Source organism: Streptomyces sp. DvalAA-14, assembly GCF_900091855.1.
In the GTDB taxonomy this organism is placed as follows: domain Bacteria; phylum Actinomycetota; class Actinomycetes; order Streptomycetales; family Streptomycetaceae; genus Actinacidiphila.
This window is the reverse complement of record NZ_FMCH01000523.1, coordinates 12577-30953: the sequence shown is the minus strand read 5'-3', so window position 1 is coordinate 30953 and position 18377 is coordinate 12577. Positions and strand designations below refer to the sequence as shown.

Genomic DNA, 18377 nt, shown 5'->3' with positions numbered 1-18377 from the left:
CGCGAGGGCAGGGACGAGGCGCCCGTCGAGCGGCGGGTTTTCGTCGTAACTCGCGCATTTTCGTCGGGACGCCGGTGCGACGCGACGTCGGGGGACGGGGTATCTGTCAAGGCAACAGGCCCAGGAATATCGCGGCTCATCGCGAATTGAGGGTTCGTCGCGCAAAAGTAGATCCCAGACCGATTTGAAGGTCAATGGTGATGCACGTCACACAAAATTGCGGTGCGGGGATGTTTGGATCCACCGTGTCCCGAAAATGGGTAGGTCGGCAATTCTGATAAATATCAGCACCCTTCCGGTCATGCGGAACGAGCCCGGTGGGCTGCACGATGTTGCTGGAGTGAAGCCTTGACGGCGCGGGCATCTTCATTACGCTGAAGCGACTTGAGATACGCGGAGGCGCTGATGGGAGAGGCCCGATCTGGTGCTGTCGCGGTACGGCGGCGTCCTGTGCGCCCCCGGCGGTGGAGGGGATGGTGCGTGTCGAATTCGCACGATTGCGCCTCGCAGGAGTGAATGGCGCCGTCCGTTGGTTCACGGCCGGGCGGGGAAGGAGATCCCGTACATGATCTGCCGGCCCTGACCTGTCTGACGTACGGGAAATCTCCGGGTGAGCACTCCGCAGGGGCGTGATGCCGAGGAAATTTACTTCCCGCGCGGCATCCACGCGGAAGACGTCATCTCCGACTGAATGCACATGCGTGACGGATTGGCCATGAATGGTTCCGGCGACTCCACGGCGATTTCTCCTCCGCGCGCTCCTCGCGGCAGGCGCCTCGGGTCCCGGCTCCCGGAACCCCGCGGGGGCGTCGCCTCCCCCTCCCGCACACCGTTTGCCGACCCCCGGCCGATCCGGGCAACCCAGTGGAGGCCCCACGCATGAGTGTCCGCCGATACCAAGAGGTCACACCCTTGTCCCCGAGGAGTGCGGAAAGGACGGTCGTTTCATGAGCACCGACGGCCTGCCCCTGGACGGTGTGACCGTCCTCGACTTCACCCAGGTCTTCATGGGCCCCAGCTGTACCCAGATGCTGGGTGACTACGGCGCCGACGTCATCAAGATCGAGCGCCCCGGAACGGGCGACCTCTCCCGGACGTCCTTCCCCGACCGGGACGGGCTCGACGGGCCAATCTTCCTCGCCATCAACCGGAACAAGCGCAGCGTCTGCGTCGACGTCCGCGCACCCGAGGGCAGGGAGGTGATTCTGCGCCTGGCCCGCACGGCCGACGTGGTGGTGAGCAACTTCCGCGGCGGTGTGATGGAACGGCTCGGTTTCGGCTACGAAGAGCTGCGGGCGATCAACCCGCGTCTCATCTGGGCCTCCGGCACCGGTTTCGGCGCCGCCGGACCGTACAGCCACAAGGGCGGCCAGGACGTGATCAGCCAGGCCTACTCCGGGGTGATGTGGCGCCGCGAGTCACCGGACCTGCCGCTGTCCGTGTATCCCACTCCGTTGGGCGACTACACCACCGGCATGCATCTGCTGCAGGGCATTCTGCTCGCGCTGTTCACCCGGACAAGGACCGGGGAGGGCCAGAAGGTCGAAGTCGCCATGTACGACTCGATGTTGCACATGCAGATGCAGGAGGCCTGCGCGCAGCTGAACCGCGGCTACGAGGTCAACTGGGCCGGCATGCCGCTCAGCGGCGTCTTCCCGACCAAGGACGGCGCGGTCTGCATGGTCGGGGCGTTCAAGGAGAACCCGCTGCGCGCGGTCTGCGCGGCCCTGGAGATCGACGAGGACCTCTCGCTGCGCGAGGAGTACGCCACCATGGAGGCCCAGTTCCAACGACGCCCGCAGCTCCAGGCGATATTCCGGCAGCGGTACGCCACCGACGTCACGGACCACTGGATCCGGCGACTGGAGGAGCAGGACATCCTCTGCGCCCCGGTGCGTACCCTGGAGGAGGCCCTCGCGGACGAGCAGACGGCGGTCAACGGCATGGTCGTGGAGATGGACCACCCGGTGGCCGGCACGGTCAGGGCGGTCGCCGCGCCCATCCTGCTCTCCGGCGCCCGCATGACCGTCCGCCGCTGCCCGCCGCAACTCGGTGAGCACAGTTCCGAAGTCCTCAGAGAACACGGCTTCGACGACGCCAGGATCGCCGCACTCACGGAGGGCGGTGTTCTGCGGTGACCGCCGCGCCCGCCACGGACGAGGTGCGCCTGGCGATCGACGAGCACGTCGCCCGCGTGACCATCGACCGGCCCCAAGTGCTCAACGCCGTCGCCGCCAGGACCCTTCGGCAACTCAACGAGATCTGGGAGCGCATCGAGTCCGACCCCGGGATCCGTGCCGTCGTCCTGACCGGCGGAGGCGACCGCGCCTTCTGCACCGGCGCGGACATGTCAGCTGACGAGGCCGGGAGGACCGGCTTGGAATACTGGGCCGCACTCGACCCCAACGGCTTCGGCGGCTTGTCCCTGCGCACCACCCTCGATGTCCCGATGATCGCCCGGGTGAACGGGTACGCCCTCGGCGGCGGCATGGAGTTGGTCCTGGGATGCGACATCGTGGTAGCCGCCGACCACGCCCGGTTCGGGCTCACCGAGCCCCGGGTCGGACGGGTCCCGCTCGACGGAGGAGTCACCCAGCTGGTCCGCCGTCTGTCCCACAGCCAGGCGATGGGCCTGCTGCTCACCGGGCGGCGGGCGAGCGCGGCTGAGCTCGCCGGGATGGGACTGGTCAACGAGGTGGTGCCGGCAGAGCAGCTGGACGAGGCGGTCGACCGCTGGGTCGCCGAGATTCTCGCTTGCGCTCCCACCTCGCTGCGCGCCATCAAGCAGATGGTGCAGCGCACCGCGCACCTGACCAGCCAGGAGGCGCGGGCAACCCGGCTGCCGGCACTGATGGCGGCCCTCGACAGCGAAGACAGCCGCGAGGGCGTCCGCGCCTTCCAGGAGAAACGCCGGCCGCACTGGCCCGGGCACTGAGCCGCCGGCGATCACCGGCCGCCGACGAGGTGGCGGCGATTTCGATTCGGTGGGTACGGGATCGCCGAGCCACGGCTGGCAGAGCGGTGCCGGGGATGCGTGGCATCCCCGGCACCGCAGGTTTGTCACTACTGATCGGGGCGGTGGACGATGACCCGCAGGTAGCGCGCCTTGGTGGGATGGTCGAGTTGGACGGCGATGAGGCCGCCGGCGCTGCCGCCGTGGCGGGCGACGGTGTACCAGGAGGAACCGTCCGCGGAGGAGTCCACGTGGAACTGCGCGGCGAACTTGTCGTCCGGCTTCAGCAGCGTGATCAGGTTGACCGAGCGCTGGGCGCCGGGGTCCACCTGCGAGATCCAGCGGTACTGCCCGGTGGCCTGCGCCCAGGTCGAAGTGTCGCCGTCGGTGGGGATCCGGGCGGCGCGGCACCGGTCGGGATCCTCGGTCCAGGACTTGGGCAGGTAGAGCTCGCGGTCCACCAGGGCCCGGCCCTTGTCGGAGGCGTAGGCGGCGAACACCCCGATCTGGCAGTTCTCCGTTCGCCCGGCCGTCCCGGAATATTGCCGTTGCACCCCGGCTGAGACGGTGCCCTTCTTCAGGAAGCCGGTGTCGTCCACGATCACCACGCCGTCCGGCTGCCCGAGCCGCTCGGCCACGTACTCCCGCAGGTCATCGCGGATCTCGTCCGGTTCCCACTGGCACCACGACAGCAATCGCTGCAGACCATAGGGGGAGCCATGGCCCGCATGCTCGGCTATCTGCCAGCTGTTCTTACGGCCCACCGGACCCAGTAGCCCGCGCACGTAGTCCCGCATGTGCCGACGCGGCTCGACCCGCCCGACGCGCTCACCCACCCGCAGGAGCAATGACCTTAACTCGTCGTCTCATAGGCCTGCTTCGACATCGCTCTCCGACTCCATAACCGGTTCAACGCGCCCCGATCGGGTGAGTCACGAACCACCGCCACCCTGACGTCACGTCAGACAACTAGACTCAAAAAGAGCCTTCTGACCAGGGCATACGGAGAAGTGCGCCTGGAGTACTAGCCAGCAATAACCCCGCGAGCGCCACAACTTTGGCCGTTTACGAGAATCACCGTGCGCGACGAGTGTCGCGCACGGGGATGATTCCACTGCACGAGGTGCGGCGTTCGATGAGTTTGGCGTCGCGCCGCTGGCGGTGGCCCACGCGTTCCCGCTGAAGCTCCGCTGCCGGTCTGCGCCGCTACCCAGAGCATGGGGGCGTGGCGCGGGTCAGTAGTACTGGGCCAGGCAGAATTCGTGTTCTTCGGGATCGGCCATCACGACGACCACGCCCTTGTCGTAGTCGTGGCGTTCGCCGGTGAACCGGCCGCCGAGGGCGACGACCTGAGCGATGCCCCGGTCGATGTCGTCGACCACGACGTCGAGGTGCACGCGCGCCTTGCCGGCTTTCGGCTCTGTAACCGGCTGGAAGACGAGGCGGGGCTGCGGGTCGCCGCGGTGGCCGAGGTAAACCCAGCCAGGCTCGGACGGCCCTCTCTGGCGGTCGAGGAGGACACTCCAGAAGGCCGCCACCCGTTCTACGTCGATGCAGTCGATGGTCACCCCGCCCCAGCGGTTCGCCATGATGTCAGCACTCCTTTGTTGTCGCGTGGGATGTCGGCGGCACGGACTCCATCGGCCCGGCAGCCCGCGAGGTCAGGGGCAGCGCTGCGGCGCGAGTCGGGTGCGAGCGTCCCTGGCGAACCCGTTGCTCGGCGAGTTGCCCGGCCGCGATCGCGGGCGTGGTCCGGTGGGTCCGGGCCGTGTGGAAGACCTGTCGGAGGGTAGCTGCAATGCCCTGGATGCGCTCGGTCAGCCGTTCCTCGGATTCCTGGCGCAGTTCGACACCGGTGGCGTGGATGACTCCGCCGGAGCTGACGACTACATCCGGCGCCCAAAGGATGTCTCGTGCCGCGAGGAGGCGGGCGGTGGCCGGTTCGTCGAGTTGATTGTTGGCCGGGCCGGCGATGGCGGCGCACCGCAGCAGCGGCACCGTGCGGGCCGTCAGCAGGCCGCCGAGCGCGGCCGGCACGAGGATGTCGACCTCCGCTGTGAGGGCGTCGCCCGGATCCACCCAGGCCGCGCCCAGCTCCTCGGCCAGGCTGCGCGTGGCCGGGTTGACGTCGGTCACGACGAGCCGCGCGCCGGCCCGGTCCAGGAGCCGGGCCACGTGGGCTCCGACCGCACCGAGGCCGATCACCCCGAAGGTCCGGCCGGCGAGCTCCGGTGAGCCGAAGGCCTCGTCGGCCACCGCGCCCAGTGCCGCCAGGGTGCCGCGCGCGGTGTGGAGGGAGGACTCGCCGCTGCCGCCGTCCTCTACGGGTCGGCAGCAGACATGAGTGGTGCGGCTGCCGATCACGGACATGTCGACCGGACTGCTTCCCACGTCCGGGCCTGCGATGTAGCGGCCGCCGAGCGATTCGATGGCGTCGCCGAGGTCGTGGAGCAGTGCCGTGCGCTCCCCTCCGGCCGGCCGTGCTGCGGTCGGGAGGGCGACGACTGCCTTTGCGCCGCCGTGTTCCAGACCGGCCAGCGCGTTCTTCTCGGTCATCGCCGCCGCCAGCCGCAGCGCGTCAGCGATCGCGGCGGCCGGGTCAGCGTAGTGAGCGATCCGGCACCCGCCGGCTGCCGGACCGAGAGCGGTCGAGTGGATCGCGACGGTGATCGCGAGTCCACTGCGGCTGCCCCGTACGACCTGTACCAACTCGTGCGAGGGATTCGGGACGTTGAGGGACAGAGCTTGCTCAAGTGCAACTGTCATGGCGTGAAGCTAGCCGTTCCAACAAGGTTATGAGCGATCAGACGAATAGAATTCGGCGCGGGGATCATACTCGTCGCATGGACGAACTTGATTCGGCGATCGTCCGGCATCTGCAGCACGATGCGCGGCAGACCAACCGCGACCTCGCCCGCACCCTCGGCATCGCCCCGTCGACCTGCCTCGAACGCATCCGTCAACTGCGCGCCCGAGGAGTCATCACCGGCTACCACGCCGCTATCGACTCGGCCGCCCTAAACCGCCACGTCCAAGCGCTCATCCACTTCCAGATCCGCCCCCTCAGCCGGGCGGTCATCGAGGCGTTCAAGACCTATGCCGCTGCCCTGCCTGAGGTCAGCACGGTCTATGTCGTCACCGGCGGCGACGACATGATCGTGCACGTCTCCGCGCCAAGCGTTGACTACCTCCATGGCTTCCTCATGGACAAGTTCACCGAGCGTCGCGAAGTCGTCGGATTCCGTACCTCTGTGATCTACCAACACACCCACAATCAGGTGCTCGCACCCCTCACGCCTTGACCCGCCAGACTCGCCCCCCGCCCTTCGAGGCACAGCCACAGGTGCCGACGATCCATGCCGGCGGACAACTCGGCTCACCCGTCGGCGCCCTCGTCGTCATCGTCGAGTTCGACCGCGTCCGGGTCGCACGGCGGCCGCAGGCTGCCGCCGGCAGGGACGGACGCGGTAAAGCTGTAGCGGCCGAGGACGTTGAGGTTCTTGTGCTTGAGCGGGGACAGGCGCGCGATGTCCTCGTCCCGGACCTCGTGCCCCTCGTTGCGGAGCTGGGCGACGGCGGCGCCGATGTACCGGGTGGTCCAGGCACCACGGCGTTCAGCACCAAGCCGTCGCGTAGTCACCCGATCTGGCGATAGCGCCACACCTGTTGCGGGCGCTACGCTCCCTCGCATAGCCGCTGAGCTGCACAATCGATCCCCGAACCGTGCGGCACCACAGGTCTCCCCCAGAGAACACGGCGTTGCGGTGTGTGATAATTCTCGACGGCGGACGGCGACTCGGTGCCTAACATGAGTGAAGCCCCTGGTAGAAACGGGTCCGGGAAGATCACGTTCCGTTCAACCAGAGGCTCCACGTGGCGTCGGGTATCACCCGCACCGCCATGCTCGACGTCCCCAGGGCGACCGCCGAGCATCTCGCGAAGCTGCTGGCCGGGCACCGCAAACAGCGCGGGACCCGCAACGGCACCCGTGCGCTGGGCTTCTTCGGGCCGGCGGACCTCATGCTGCGCAGGTTCGTCGGCGGTACCCGGCTGGTCCAACTCGCTCGGGACAATGGCGTCCCGGTACCGACCACCCACCGTTGTCTGCACGAAGGGGTGACGGTGCCACCAGAGCACGCTCCCGATCCGTCCTCGGTGCGGCGGCAGCCGGGTATGCCACCTCAACCTGGACCGCACGGACCGCGTGGCCGCAGCCCGCCCCCACGGCTTGGATCTGTGGTGGTCGGGCGAGCACAAGCGCCACGGAGGAAACGTGCAGGTCGTCGCCGCTCCAGGCGGCATCGAATCAGCACTGACAAACAATTTCACATCATTACACGGCGGTCCCGGCCTCCCCGGAGGCATAAAACAGGACGAGGCCTCCTCGGGCTCGGATGGTTCAGCACCACAAGCCGTGCAGGAAGCCCCGTCCCGATGCCCAACAGTAGTGAAGAATCATTAATCGGGAACTCTTGAATAAAACCGCAAATTGAACTGTCGATAGAACAGCACGTCCCGATATCTCCGCTATCTCGGGGCGATTCGACTCACCTACATGGCGCCACAGAAAGCGGGGTAGCCGCAAAGACCTCCGAAGGCGGAAACAGAACTATCGGAGGCGCTAGAACCATGAGCCGCGCCAGCGCCGGCGACACCGACGGCAAGCGCGAGGCCCATGGTAGTCCCGAGCAGGATCTTCTTGAAAGTTCGCATTGATTGTGTCCTTCCTAGGTGGAATAAAACCGAGCTCCTCCGTGGCGGTTCTCGGTGTGTTCTGCCGATGCGCAGGCCGATGGTCCGAATACCATTCGGGCGGGCGTCGGGTTCAGCAGTTCCAGGGGTGTTTTGGTACTCGCCGAGGTGGGTCGTTGGTACGGGTCGGCCGGTTGTCCCGGGGTCGTGCGGATTCTGGCTCGAGGAAATAGCGGCACAACGATTTATCCTGTCGCCGGTAGCTAATACTTATGTAACTTGCTCGTTGTTGCCACCCCGATCTGGACATCTGACCCACATAATCGGACAGGCAACGCCCCTCAAGGTGCTCCGAGTTCGTCCAGGAGCCGGGGCGATTGCAAAGTCGTCTGATCGCGGGTCGGTGCGGGTCATGCGAGGCCGAGGGGGCCGGCAACCGCGGCGAGGGGCTGCGGTGCGCAGTAGATGATTGCGTCCCTGGTTCCGTTCACGCGGCAGGCATCGCAGACGAGGACGGACACGAGCCGGTCGTCGCACGAGGGAACGCGCCATGCGGAATCCGGCGTCATCGACCTTGAAGGTCGGATGACTGCGGACCCGCTCGGAGGCCCGGCAACTCCATGCTCATCGAACCATCTGCCGCCGCGGAGCACCCGGTTTGATCCAACCACGCCGGCTCCACACCCTGGTTGGATCAAGGCACCACGCCGGCTCCACACCCTGTGCTACATCGCCCTGGGCTGGGCGGCGGTCTTCTACCTGCCCGACTTCGCGCGTACCGGCGGCGCCGCGCTGGTCGCCCTTATCCTCACCGGCGGTGTGGGTGCCGATAAATCATCTGGCCTGATCACGCGGCATGTCGGTACTCGTGGAGTGTGCCGCCGAGTCGGTCTCGTCGATGGACCACAAGACGTCTGATCTGTGCTGGTTCGTCGGGGTGGGGGAGCGGCCGGAGTGGAGCGGCTTGGTTCAGGGTCCGGTGGGGGCTGTGGCCGTTGTAGAAGGTCTTGAACTCCCCGAGCGTGTGGAGGAGGTGGTTCTGGTTCCAGATCAGGGTGCGGTCGAGGAGTTCATGCCGGCAGGTCTGTATCCAGCGCTCCATGATCGAGTTCATCCGCGGCGTCTGGATGCCGGTGGTGACCACCTGCACGCTGGCGTCGGTCATCGCGGCGTCGAAGGCAGCCATGAACTTGGAGTCGCGGTCGCGGATGAGGAACCTGGCCTTCACGGGCGTAGAGGGCGACGCACCGTTCGTAGTCCGGGAGCCCCAGCCCTGTACCACGGGAATGATCAGCAACTCTGGGGCGAGTTCCCGCAAGAGCAGGTAGTTGGCGACCGTGCGGGCCTGGTGCTCAGCGACCGACAGGCCGGTGCCAGTGAAGGTCTGCCCGGCGAAGGTGCCGCCGTGGATGATTGCCGGTTCGCACATCCAGTCCTGCGGTGCGGCCCAGCCGAACGGTCCCACCTCGTCTCGGATGCGGCGCAGGTCATCGACGTACTGCTGGGGCGGGATCGTCCAGCGGCCGAACCTCTGGAGGATGGTGAAGCCGCCGGAGTCGATCGCGTAGGGGCCGATGGCCCGCGGGAGGCTGCGGGCGGTGCGGACCCCGAAGTGCTCGTACTTCAGGAACAGCGGCACCGTGGCCTTTTCGACCCACGTGCGCTTGTGGGTGGTCAGGTAGAACCTCAAGGCATCTCCTCGGGTCAGACGATGGCTGCGTGACTTGTGTGCGAGAGGTGCGGTCATCCCGGGCGGGTAGGCGGGAAGGCATGAGGCTCTGGCGAGTGCTGGCGGTGACGGGGATCTGGGCGGTGGCAGGGGCCGTGTATGCGGCGGTGAACCACTGGTGGATGCACAGGGGCTGGGGGGATTCCGCGATGTTTGGGTTTCTGCTGGCCGCGTGCGCGGGAGGCGGCGGACAGTTGGGCCTCTGGATCACACGACGGGCCCGTCCCGGGCGGTGATTGCCGGGCCGATTCAGGCGACGATCAGCGGGTCGTGGCAGGGCCAGCAGCAACCGAGCAGGGCTGTATTCGCCAGGTTCGGCCGCTTTCTTGATGGCCTGGTCGATCCAGTCACACTGCCGGACGCCGAAGCGCAGGGCCGTGTCGTCGAGACGGTCAACGTGGTGCTGGCGAAGGCCGGAGCCCGCTTGGAGCAGACGGGCGACCGCGATGGGTATCCGTATTTCCAACTGGTGCGCACAGGACCAGGTGCTGTCCGCCGCCCCAAGACTCTGATCTTCGCCACGACCGTCAAGCCGGACATCCGGTTGGTGAGCGTCGTCGACAACGACATTGAAGTCTTGCAGGACATGGACCAGATCCTCGTCTACGACCGCCCAGTGGGCCCGGACGGCATCCGTTGGCACGACCTGCAGCAGTGGTGGCAGGAGAAGAAGGGAATCAATGACGAGGAGGAGGCCAAGAAGACCCTCTACGACCGTCTGTTGAAGTCGACTCCGGCCGACGACGTCTCTCCTCGACGCAACTTTTACCGGATCTACCACGAGAGCTACGGCGCTCGGGCCCGGGATCTTCCCGCACTGCTGCCCGAGGTCCGGCTGCATTGGGACCACAAGACCGTTCAGCAGCGTGGGGTGAAGGCATTGCTGAACCACCGGATGGACTTCCTCATGCTTTTGCCGAACGGTCGTCGTGTGGTGCTGGAGGTTGACGGCGGGCACCACTACGCGACCAGCAGGGCATACGAGGCCACTGTGCGGGGCGACCGCGAGGAGTCGCGGGGTGCGGGTGCGACGCCGCCGAAGCCGGCGAGCCGGTCGGGACTGCCGAAGGCGTCCATGTCGCCGCCGGTGGCGGCCGGGAACTCGGCCCCGAGGATGGGGCCCAGGCCCGGCAGGCTCGCGAGGATCTCAGCGTGGTGGTGATCGCGGAACCGGGCTGCGATGAGCTTGTCCATCTCGGCTATCTGCTGGTTGAGCCCTATCACCTGGCTGGCCAGGGTGTGGACCATCCGGGCCGCGGTCTTCTCGCCCGGGGACGCTGGTGTGCTGGCTTCCGGCGGCGTCCAGTGCTGCTTCGGCTAGCTGGCCGGCACTGCGAACCTTGCGGTTCCGCAGCCAGGTTTCCAGGCGCCGGGCGCCGAGGCGTCTCAGGGCGGGCGGGCGTCTGATAGCCGGTCAGCAGCGTCAGCGGCCCATTGTTGGTGAGGTCGAGGGCCCGGTCCAGTGCCGGGAAGATGCCGGTGAGGTGGGCGCGGAGCCGGTTGACGGTGCGAGTGCGGTCGGCGACCAGGTCGGAGTGTGGACAGTGAGGGTCTGCTGAGCAAGCTGCCGCGATTGGCGCGTGACGGCGGTGCCCGGTTCCGGCCTGGTGGGGGCCGGGACCGGCGAGTGCGTCGCGGTCAGTGGGTGCTGGTGCGGGGGCTGTTGTACTGCTCTTCGGTGACGGGCTCCAGCCAGGTGGTCTCGGGGGTGCCGTCGCCGTTGCCTTCCCACAGGGCGATGTGTTCCATGAAGAGTTCGGGGGTGGCGCCGTGCCAGTGCTGCTCGCCGGGCGGGCAGGTGACGGTCTGGCCGGGGTGGGTTTCCATGATCGTGCCGTCGCGGGTGCCGATCAGTGCGATGCCCGAGGTGACGTGCAGGGTCTGGCCAACGGCGTGGAAGTGCCAGTTCGTCCGTGCCGCCGGGGAAAAGCGGACCAGGTTGGCACGCATCCGGGACGGTTCCTGGCCGGCGACGATGACGTCGAACCACACGTCGCCCGCGAACCAGTCCGAGGGGGCCTTGGTGGTGGGCTGCTTCTTGAGGAGTTCCATGAGGGGTGTTTCTCCTTGCTGAGGTGCTTGGTTGCGGGCCGGTTCTCGGCGTCGTGGGTACGGGTTGGTGTGTCAGGCCGCAATGACGTCGTCGTGGGCCAGGTGCTGGCCCAGTTCGCGTGAGGCATCGGCCTGGGCGAGCAGTCGCCCGGCCTTGGCGGTGACGGCGTCGATGGCGTCGGCTCCGGCGGCGAAGCGGGCCGGGGGGTGTTTCTGGTCGGCCAGGGCCAGCAGGGCGGCGGCGAGCTTGGCCGGGTCACCGGTCTGCTGACCGTTCATGGACTGCCATTCCTTCGTGGTGGCGGCGGTGCGCTCGGCGTAGTCGTCGATGGACAGCTCCGCCCACGTAGTGGAGGCGTCGACCAGCAGTTCGGTGCGGAAGAAGCCGGGCTCGACGATTGTGGTGCGGATGCCCAGGGGCTCGACATCGTAGGCCAGGGATTCCATGAAGCCTTCGACGCCGAATTTCGCGGCGGCGTAGGCGACGCAGAACTCCTGGCCGGTCACGCCGGCGACGGAGGAGAGGGTGATGATGTGGCCGTGGCGCTGGGCTCGCATGACGGGCAGCACCGCGCGGGTGACGTTCATCGGCCCGAACAGGTTCGTCTCGATCTGCTGGCGCATCTGCGCGTCGGAGATCTCCTCGAAGAACCCGGCGTAGAAGTTGGCGGCGTTGTTGACCAGCACGTCGATCCGGCCGAAACGGTCGGTGGCGGCGCGGACGGCGTTCCGCGCGGCGGCCGGGTCGGTGATGTCCAGGGCGGTGGCCAGCAGGTTGGTCTGCTCGCCGCCGAGGGCCTCGACGACGCGGGCGGGCCGGCGGCCGGTCGCCACGACCTGGTGGCCGGCTGCCAGGGCCTGGCGGGCGATGTCGGTGCCCAGGCCGCGTCCGGCGCCGGTGATCAAGAAGACCTTGCTCATGCGGGAGGACTCCGATCGGGGATGGGGTGGGACGGTCAGTCGGCGTTAACGGTCATCGGCGATCTTCTTGAGCTGGTTGATCGCGGTCATGGCGTTGGGCCAGCCCGCGTAGAAGGCCAGGTGGGTAATCGCCTCGGACAGCTCCTCGACGCTCAGGCCGTTGTCCAGAGCCGCACCCAGGTGGTAGCCGAGCTGCTCGGTGCGGTAGAGCGCGGCGAGCACACTGACGGTGACCAGGCTGCGGTCCCGCGGGGACAGCTCGGGGCGCTCCCAGATGTCGCCGAACAGGACGTCGTCAGTGACGTCGACGAGCTTGGGTGCGATGGCGGCCAGCTCCTGGGGCGCGGACATCTTCGGCATGGGACTCCTCCAAGACGGGAAAGGTGCACATCGGCGCAGGTCAGTCTCCGGTGGAGAGAGGGTCCCTGCGGGCGGCTCCGGCATCACACACCGGCGTGGTGCCGCAGGCGGCGTTCGCTGCCGTTATCGAGGAAACCGCTGACGACAGAGGTGGAGGAGGGTCTGGCCTTACAGGTACTGACAGGGCCCCCCACCAGGCCGGCGACCGGCCTAACCTGGAAGACGTGAGCACCCAGAGCGACATCCGCGAGTTCCTGGCCTCCCGCCGCGCCAGGATCACGCCGCAGCAGGCGGGCCTGCCCGCCTACGGCGGCAACCGGCGGGTGCCGGGTCTGCGCCGCGAAGAAGTCGCCCTGCTCGCCGGCGTCAGCATCGACTACTACGTCCGCCTGGAACGCGGCAACCTCGCCGGGGCCTCCGAAGAGGTCCTCGACGCCATCGCAGGCGCCCTCCACCTCGACGACGCCGAACGCGCCCACCTGTTCGACCTAGCCCGCGCCGCCGCCAAACGCCCCGCCCGCGCCCCACGGCGGGCCCGCGGGCCCGTCCCGGACAGCGTCCTGCGGGTCCTGGAGTCCATGACCGACTCACCGGCATTCATCCGCAACGGCCGTCTGGACATCGTGGCCGCCAACCGCCTCGGCCGGGCCCTGTACGCACCCCTGTACGCCGACGACACCGCGCGCCCGGTCAACATCGCCCGCTACCAGTTCCTGCACCCCGCGGGCCGCGACTTCTTCCCCGACTGGGAGACCGCCTCGAACACCACCGTGTCCCTGCTGCGCACCGAAGCCGGACGCGCCCCGCACGACAGCGGCCTCACCGGGCTGATCGGCGAACTCGTAACCCGCAGCGAAGAGTTCCGAACCGCCTGGGCCAAACACAACGTGCGCCTGCACCACACCGGCAGCAAACCGTTCCGCCACCCCGCCGTCGGCGAGATCACCCTCGACTTCGACGCCATGGAACTGCCCGCGCAGCCCGGCCTCACCCTCACCGCCTACAGCGCCGCACCCGGCACGCCCGACCACGACGCCCTCAGCCTCCTCGCCAGCTGGGCCGCCACCGAGAACGCCACGCCTGCGGGCAACCCCGGCCCCGTCGACAGGCAGAACCGGTGAACGCGGCCCTGTGATCACTGGGCGCGCCTGCTCCGAAGAGGTGGACGCGTGACCGCTTCCGTCGCGCAATGTCTCAGGCACTTCAGGTGCCACTGCACCATCAAGACCCTGGGTGCGAGGCCAGCGTGGTGCAACTGGCGGTCCCGGTCGGGATTCTGCCGCCTTCCAGGGTTCTGGCCTTGCCCTGCCGGCTGAAGCCCTCCTCACGCATAAGGTCACCGACGATGTTCGCGGAGAAGACACCGTCCTACGCAGAGCGCGCGAGAGCCGCGACGGTCTGCCCGGCTCGGTCAGTTCGTGGGGTCAGCAAAGTGCCGTGGGGTCCGAGACGCCGGCGGTTGGGTCGCGTTCTCGAACCCGGCTCTGCGGCGGCGCTGGGCCGTGCCCCGGCGCCGTGGTGTGCGGTTGAGCGGCTAATCTTCGCGGGATGGACCCCGTCCCGATCCTCGCCGCGCTCCGTCCCGGCGAACGGCATGTCGTCTCCGTGCTCCGCGACCGTGATGGCGCCACCCGCCGGGAGCTGGCTGAGCTCACGCGGCTTCCGCTGACCACCGTCACCGCCACGGTCGCGTTGCTCATCGGACGGGGAGTGCTCACGGAGACGGTCGGCGCACACGGTCCGCGTGGGGCGGGGCGGCCGGCTGCGACGGTGCGCATCGACCTGGCCGGCCGGGTTGCTGCGGCGGTACAGCTCGGCCGCACCCAGCAGTCGGTCACGCTCGTTCGCCTTGATGGCCGTGTTCTTGACAGGGGGGACCTTCATCTTGATCTGACCCAGCCGTTCGAGGCCACGGTGAAGGACCTGGCGGATGCTGTGCACAGGTTCTCCGGCCGGAGTCCCGACGTCGTGGTCGTCTCGGTCGCCATGCCGTTCCGGCAGGGTGTCGGGGCGCCGCCGATTCCGATGTATCCGCCGGGGGAGACACCGTTCACCCGGCCGAGATACCCGCGCCCGGAGTGGCTGCTCAGTGATCCGTCGGACCTCCTCAGCCGAGCGCTCGGTATACCGGTGGTGATCGAGAACGACATCAATCTCGCCGCGCTCGGCGAGGCGGGCCACGGGGTGGCACGTGGCGCCCACACCTCGGTCTACCTCAGCGTCGTTCCGGGGTTCGGTGCCGGCATCGTGATCGGCGGGCGGCTGTTCCGTGGCGCCGGCGGAGTGGCCGGCGAACTCGCCCACATCAGCGTCCGTGAGGACGGCGATCTCTGCCTGTGCGGCAACCGCGGCTGCTTCACCACCGCGCGCCGCAACGGCCCGAGTCTGGTGGACGACATCGCCACCGCCTTCGGCCGGACTGTCGCGCTGGAGGAAGTCCTGTCGCTGGCGGCCGGCGGGGACGTGATGGTCCGGCGCTGGCTGACCGATCTCGGCCGGAGCATAGCCCGGCCGCTCATCGGGTTCGTGACCATGCTGAATCCGGACCTTCTGGTGGTCGACAGCGCCCTCGGCCCGGCCGCGGAGGCGGTGGCCGACGGTCTGCGGGAGACGATCGAGCACCGCACGTCGGCGATGACCCACCACGGTCTCGACGTGCGGCCCGGCGTGCTCACGAACAGCGCCGTACCGGCGGGCGCAGCTGTCCTGGCCGCGGAGTGCTATATCGAACGGCTCCTTGCCTGATCGTGTGGCCGGCGTTGTCCGATCGCCCGGAACGCCCCGGGGGGAGGCAGCCGGAAGCACGGCCGCCTCCCCCCGGACCACGACGCGGACTACTTGACCATGATCTGCGTGCGGAGCGGCAGCTGCGCCGAGGAGTTGCCGACGTAGATGCCGTAGGAGCCCGGCAGCACGGTCCATCCGGTGCTGGCGTTCAGCCAGCTGGCGAACGCGTCCGCCGGCAGATCGAGCTGGACGGTCCGGGATGCGCCGGGCGCGAGGGTGACCTTGGCGAACGCCTTCAGCTGCTTGGCGGGCTCCAGCGCCGCGGCTGGTGACTTGACGTAGAGCTGGACGACCTCAGAACCGGTGCGGCTGCCGGTGTTCCGGACCTTGACGGTGGCGCGCACCGTGCCGTCGGAGGCGCGCGTGGTGCGCAGGTCGGTCAGTTCGAAGGTGGTGTAGGACAGTCCGAAGCCGAACGGGAACAGCGGCTTCTCCCCGGAGCTCTCGTGCCAGCGGTACCCGATGGCCAGACCCTCGTCGTAGTACACCTGTACGCCGTCGCCGGGGAACTCCACCGTGGTCTTCGCGGGGCCCTGGTCGTTGCTCGCGGGGAAGGTCTCGGTGAGGCGGCCCCCGGGCTCGGCGTCGCCGAAGAGCATGGCGGCGACCGCGTTGCCCTGTTCCTGGCCGGAGTACCAGTTGGCGATGACGCCCCGCACCTCGGACAGCCACGGCATGAGGACGGCGCCGGAGGTGTTGAGGATGACGACCGTCTTCGGGTTGGCCTTGGCGACGGCCGAGATCAGCTGGTCCTGGTCGGCGGGCAGCGCGAGGGTGGAGCGGTCCATGCCCTCGCTGGTGACGTCGCCGACGACCACCACGGCGATATCGGCTGCCTTCGCCGCGTCGGCGGCCTGCGCGATCAGGGTGTCGTAGTTGGCCTGCAGACCGAGGTGCAGGCTGGTGCGGGCGGCGCGACCGCCGGCGGCCGGCGCGGGCGAGACGTAGGTGACGGCGAAGTCGTGGCTGCCGGCGGTCAGGGTGACCAGGCCGTTCTGGACGCTCTCGGCGCCTGGGGTGAAGGTGAGGATCGTGGTGCCGTCCACACTCACCGTGGCGACCGCGCCCGCGCTGAGCGAGAAGCGGTAGCCGCCCGCGGTGGTCGCGGTGAAAGTGCCGGTCCAGCGGGCGGACCAGCCGGTGGTCACGGCGGCCACCGGGGCGGGCGTGGCGCTGATGTCCAGGTTCGCCACCGTCTCGGTGCCCAGCGGGTCACCGGTGAAGTCGGTGGTGCCGTAGTAGGTGGCGGTCAGGCCGCCGCCGAAGACCGAGGCCGGAGCGATCGGGGGCGCGGTGATGCCCAGCGTGCCGGTCGTGTACGTGACCGGGATGCCGCCCGCACGCGCCTTGATGCCCGCCAGCGCCGAGACCACGGTGCCGTTCGCGTTGACGCTGCCGGAGCCGCCGCCGTGGCTCTGCGGATGGGCGTCGGCGGCATCACCTATGACCGCGATCGACTTCGGCTTCGCCAGCGGCAGGATGCTGTTGTGGTTGCGCAGCAGCACGCTTCCGCTGACCGAGATCTGACGGGCCAGGTCCAGCTGCGCGGGTGTGCTGACCACCGTGGAGACGACAGTCGCAGGGTCCACCAGCGGATGGTCGAAGAGGCCGACCCGGAACATCGCGGTGAGCACATGGGTGACCATCGCATCGAGCTGCTCGGTGCTGACCGAGCCGTTCTGCACCGCGGTCTTGAGGGCGGCGTTCAGGTAGGTGCCGCCGGGCATCTCGATGTCGGAGCCCGCCTTGGCGGTCTGCACGGTGCTGTGCGTGCCACCCCAGTCCGACATCACGATGCCGTCGAAGCCCCAGGTGTCGCGCAGGGTGTCCTGGACGGTGGCCCGGTTCTCCGACGCCCAGGTGCCGTTGACCTTGTTGTACGAGGTCATGATGGCCCCGGTGCCGCCCTGCTGGACGGCCGCCTTGAAGCCGGGGAAGTACAGCTCTTCGAGGGCGCGCTGGGAGATGATCTCGTCGATCGAGTTCCGCAGCGTCTCCTGGTTGTTCGCCACGAAGTGCTTGACGGTGGCGATGACGTGGTTCGACTGGATGCCCTGCGTGGTGGCCGCTGCCAACTGGCCATTGAGGTAGGGGTCTTCGGTGTACGTCTCGAAGGACCGCCCCCACTGCGGACGCCGCAGGATGTTGATGCAGGGGGCCAGCGCGACGTTGTGGCCCTTGGCGGCGTGCTCGTTGCCGTAGGCCGCTCCGTAGGCCTTGGCCAGCGCGATGTCCCACGACGCGGCGAGCGTCTTCGAGTCCGGCCACTGGGTGACGCCTACCGACCCGTTGCCCACCCCGCTCGGTCCGTCGCCCAGGCGCAGCGCCGGAATGTTCAGCCGGGTGTTGGCCGGGATCAGCCCGGTGTAGCCCTGACCCGCGGGCACGCCGTGGCAGTAGACGATCTTCTCGTCGAGCGTCATCTGGGCGACCAGCGCCTTCGCCTTCTTGACCGCCGCCGCCGAGCCCGGCTGGGTGACCGGGGCGGTGGGGACCGGACCGGACACCACCGCCTTTTCCGCCGCGGCGGGGGTGGCCGCGTTCGCCGCCGTCGGACCGACGGTCGCCACCCCGGCGGCGGCCACACCGCTTCCGGTCAGCTTGAGCACCGATCTACGGGAAACGGACATATGAAACCCCTCGGGAGAGTAGGGATCTTGTACGGGCTGGAGTGAGTCCAACCCGTGCTCTGCTTCACATCTTGAGTTCATTCCTTGAACGCAGGTGTGGACAACGACGCCGATCTAACCTCCCCGAAACATGAGCGTCAATAGCTGTGGCGCCGTGAACGGGCGCAGTTTTTCCTGGTAGTTACTCTGTGAAGTGCCTTGACGGGCTACGTTCCGGCCGTGGACCGGGATGGCGGAGAAGCCAGTATTTCGC

At 68.2% G+C, this 18377-nt stretch carries 13 protein-coding genes and 6 pseudogenes; 8 read left to right on the top strand and 11 right to left on the bottom strand.

The features are described 5' to 3' along the window. Positions 1 to 947 precede the first annotated feature (947 nt). On the top strand, positions 948 to 2138 hold the full coding sequence (locus tag GA0115240_RS28245; RefSeq protein ID WP_093740980.1) for a CaiB/BaiF CoA transferase family protein: 1191 nt from the start codon (positions 948 to 950) through the stop codon (positions 2136 to 2138). Continuing rightward, positions 2135 to 2935 carry an enoyl-CoA hydratase-related protein gene (locus tag GA0115240_RS28240; protein ID WP_093740979.1) on the top strand — a complete coding sequence of 267 codons (801 nt, stop codon included), beginning with the start codon at positions 2135 to 2137 and terminating at the stop codon, positions 2933 to 2935. The genes GA0115240_RS28245 and GA0115240_RS28240 overlap by 4 nt, the downstream gene beginning before the upstream one ends. Before the next feature lie 128 nt (positions 2936 to 3063). On the opposite strand, the gene GA0115240_RS38725 is transcribed toward GA0115240_RS28240, so the two are convergent. The 3 genes from GA0115240_RS38725 to GA0115240_RS28225 form a co-directional block, all read right to left on the bottom strand. Beyond that, positions 3064 to 3801, bottom strand: coding sequence for an IS701 family transposase (locus tag GA0115240_RS38725; protein ID WP_161302520.1), 738 nt, complete (start codon positions 3799 to 3801; stop codon positions 3064 to 3066). A 387-nt stretch (positions 3802 to 4188) separates the two neighbouring features. Beyond that, a complete protein-coding gene (locus tag GA0115240_RS28230) occupies positions 4189 to 4542 on the bottom strand; it encodes a VOC family protein (RefSeq protein ID WP_093740977.1) in 354 nt (117 codons plus the stop codon). A 4-nt stretch (positions 4543 to 4546) separates the two neighbouring features. Beyond that, on the bottom strand, positions 4547 to 5719 hold the full coding sequence (locus GA0115240_RS28225) for a Glu/Leu/Phe/Val dehydrogenase family protein (protein ID WP_093740975.1): 1173 nt from the start codon (positions 5717 to 5719) through the stop codon (positions 4547 to 4549). A gap of 77 nt (positions 5720 to 5796) precedes the next feature. Between GA0115240_RS28225 and GA0115240_RS28220 the strand changes: the two genes are divergently transcribed. Continuing rightward, complete coding sequence (locus tag GA0115240_RS28220) at positions 5797 to 6255, top strand: Lrp/AsnC family transcriptional regulator (RefSeq protein WP_093740973.1); 459 nt, start codon at positions 5797 to 5799, stop codon at positions 6253 to 6255. Positions 6256 to 6329: 74 nt separating this feature from the next. On the opposite strand, the pseudogene GA0115240_RS28215 reads toward GA0115240_RS28220, so the two are convergent. Then, a pseudogene (locus GA0115240_RS28215) lies at positions 6330 to 6580 on the bottom strand (Tn3 family transposase); the annotation flags it as partial. Between the two features lie 273 nt (positions 6581 to 6853). Here GA0115240_RS28215 and GA0115240_RS38720 point away from each other — a divergent pair. Beyond that, positions 6854 to 7253 (top strand): annotated as a pseudogene (locus GA0115240_RS38720) (IS5/IS1182 family transposase); the annotation flags it as partial. A gap of 929 nt (positions 7254 to 8182) precedes the next feature. Here the strand turns inward: GA0115240_RS38720 and GA0115240_RS38715 are convergent. After that, a pseudogene (locus tag GA0115240_RS38715) lies at positions 8183 to 8322 on the bottom strand (SUMF1/EgtB/PvdO family nonheme iron enzyme); the annotation flags it as partial. A gap of 13 nt (positions 8323 to 8335) precedes the next feature. On the opposite strand from GA0115240_RS38715, the pseudogene GA0115240_RS38710 reads away from it, so the two are divergent. Continuing rightward, positions 8336 to 8467 (top strand): annotated as a pseudogene (locus tag GA0115240_RS38710) (hemolysin III family protein); the annotation flags it as partial. Between the two features lie 25 nt (positions 8468 to 8492). On the opposite strand, the gene GA0115240_RS38705 reads toward GA0115240_RS38710, so the two are convergent. Further along, complete coding sequence (locus tag GA0115240_RS38705; RefSeq protein ID WP_237555269.1) at positions 8493 to 9335, bottom strand: transposase; 843 nt, start codon at positions 9333 to 9335, stop codon at positions 8493 to 8495. A 157-nt stretch (positions 9336 to 9492) separates the two neighbouring features. On the opposite strand from GA0115240_RS38705, the pseudogene GA0115240_RS38700 reads away from it, so the two are divergent. Continuing rightward, positions 9493 to 9921 (top strand): annotated as a pseudogene (locus GA0115240_RS38700) (hypothetical protein); the annotation flags it as partial. Between the two features lie 455 nt (positions 9922 to 10376). Here GA0115240_RS38700 and GA0115240_RS28185 read toward each other — a convergent pair. The 4 genes and pseudogenes from GA0115240_RS28185 to GA0115240_RS28170 all read right to left on the bottom strand — a co-directional run. Further along, positions 10377 to 10906: pseudogene (locus GA0115240_RS28185) on the bottom strand (transposase); the annotation flags it as partial. A gap of 106 nt (positions 10907 to 11012) precedes the next feature. Further along, positions 11013 to 11426 carry a (R)-mandelonitrile lyase gene (locus GA0115240_RS28180; protein WP_093740969.1) on the bottom strand — a complete coding sequence of 138 codons (414 nt, stop codon included), beginning with the start codon at positions 11424 to 11426 and terminating at the stop codon, positions 11013 to 11015. 72 nt (positions 11427 to 11498) lie between these two features. Further along, complete coding sequence (locus GA0115240_RS28175) at positions 11499 to 12347, bottom strand: SDR family oxidoreductase (RefSeq protein ID WP_093740967.1); 849 nt, start codon at positions 12345 to 12347, stop codon at positions 11499 to 11501. A gap of 45 nt (positions 12348 to 12392) precedes the next feature. Then, the gene (locus tag GA0115240_RS28170; protein ID WP_093740965.1) at positions 12393 to 12707 is read right to left on the bottom strand and encodes a carboxymuconolactone decarboxylase family protein; all 315 of its coding nucleotides are present in this window, start codon (positions 12705 to 12707) and stop codon (positions 12393 to 12395) included. A 215-nt stretch (positions 12708 to 12922) separates the two neighbouring features. Here GA0115240_RS28170 and GA0115240_RS28165 point away from each other — a divergent pair, with 215 nt between their 5' ends. Together GA0115240_RS28165 and GA0115240_RS28160 are read left to right on the top strand one after the other, a co-directional pair. Next, on the top strand, positions 12923 to 13828 hold the full coding sequence (locus GA0115240_RS28165) for a helix-turn-helix transcriptional regulator (RefSeq protein WP_202451832.1): 906 nt from the start codon (positions 12923 to 12925) through the stop codon (positions 13826 to 13828). Positions 13829 to 14255: 427 nt separating this feature from the next. Next, entirely contained in the window at positions 14256 to 15452 is a 1197-nt protein-coding gene (locus GA0115240_RS28160) for an ROK family protein (protein WP_093740961.1), read from the top strand. An 89-nt stretch (positions 15453 to 15541) separates the two neighbouring features. On the opposite strand, the gene GA0115240_RS28155 is transcribed toward GA0115240_RS28160, so the two are convergent. Then, positions 15542 to 18124 carry a glycoside hydrolase family 3 C-terminal domain-containing protein gene (locus GA0115240_RS28155; protein WP_161302518.1) on the bottom strand — a complete coding sequence of 861 codons (2583 nt, stop codon included), beginning with the start codon at positions 18122 to 18124 and terminating at the stop codon, positions 15542 to 15544. Between the last annotated feature and the right edge of the window lie 253 nt (positions 18125 to 18377).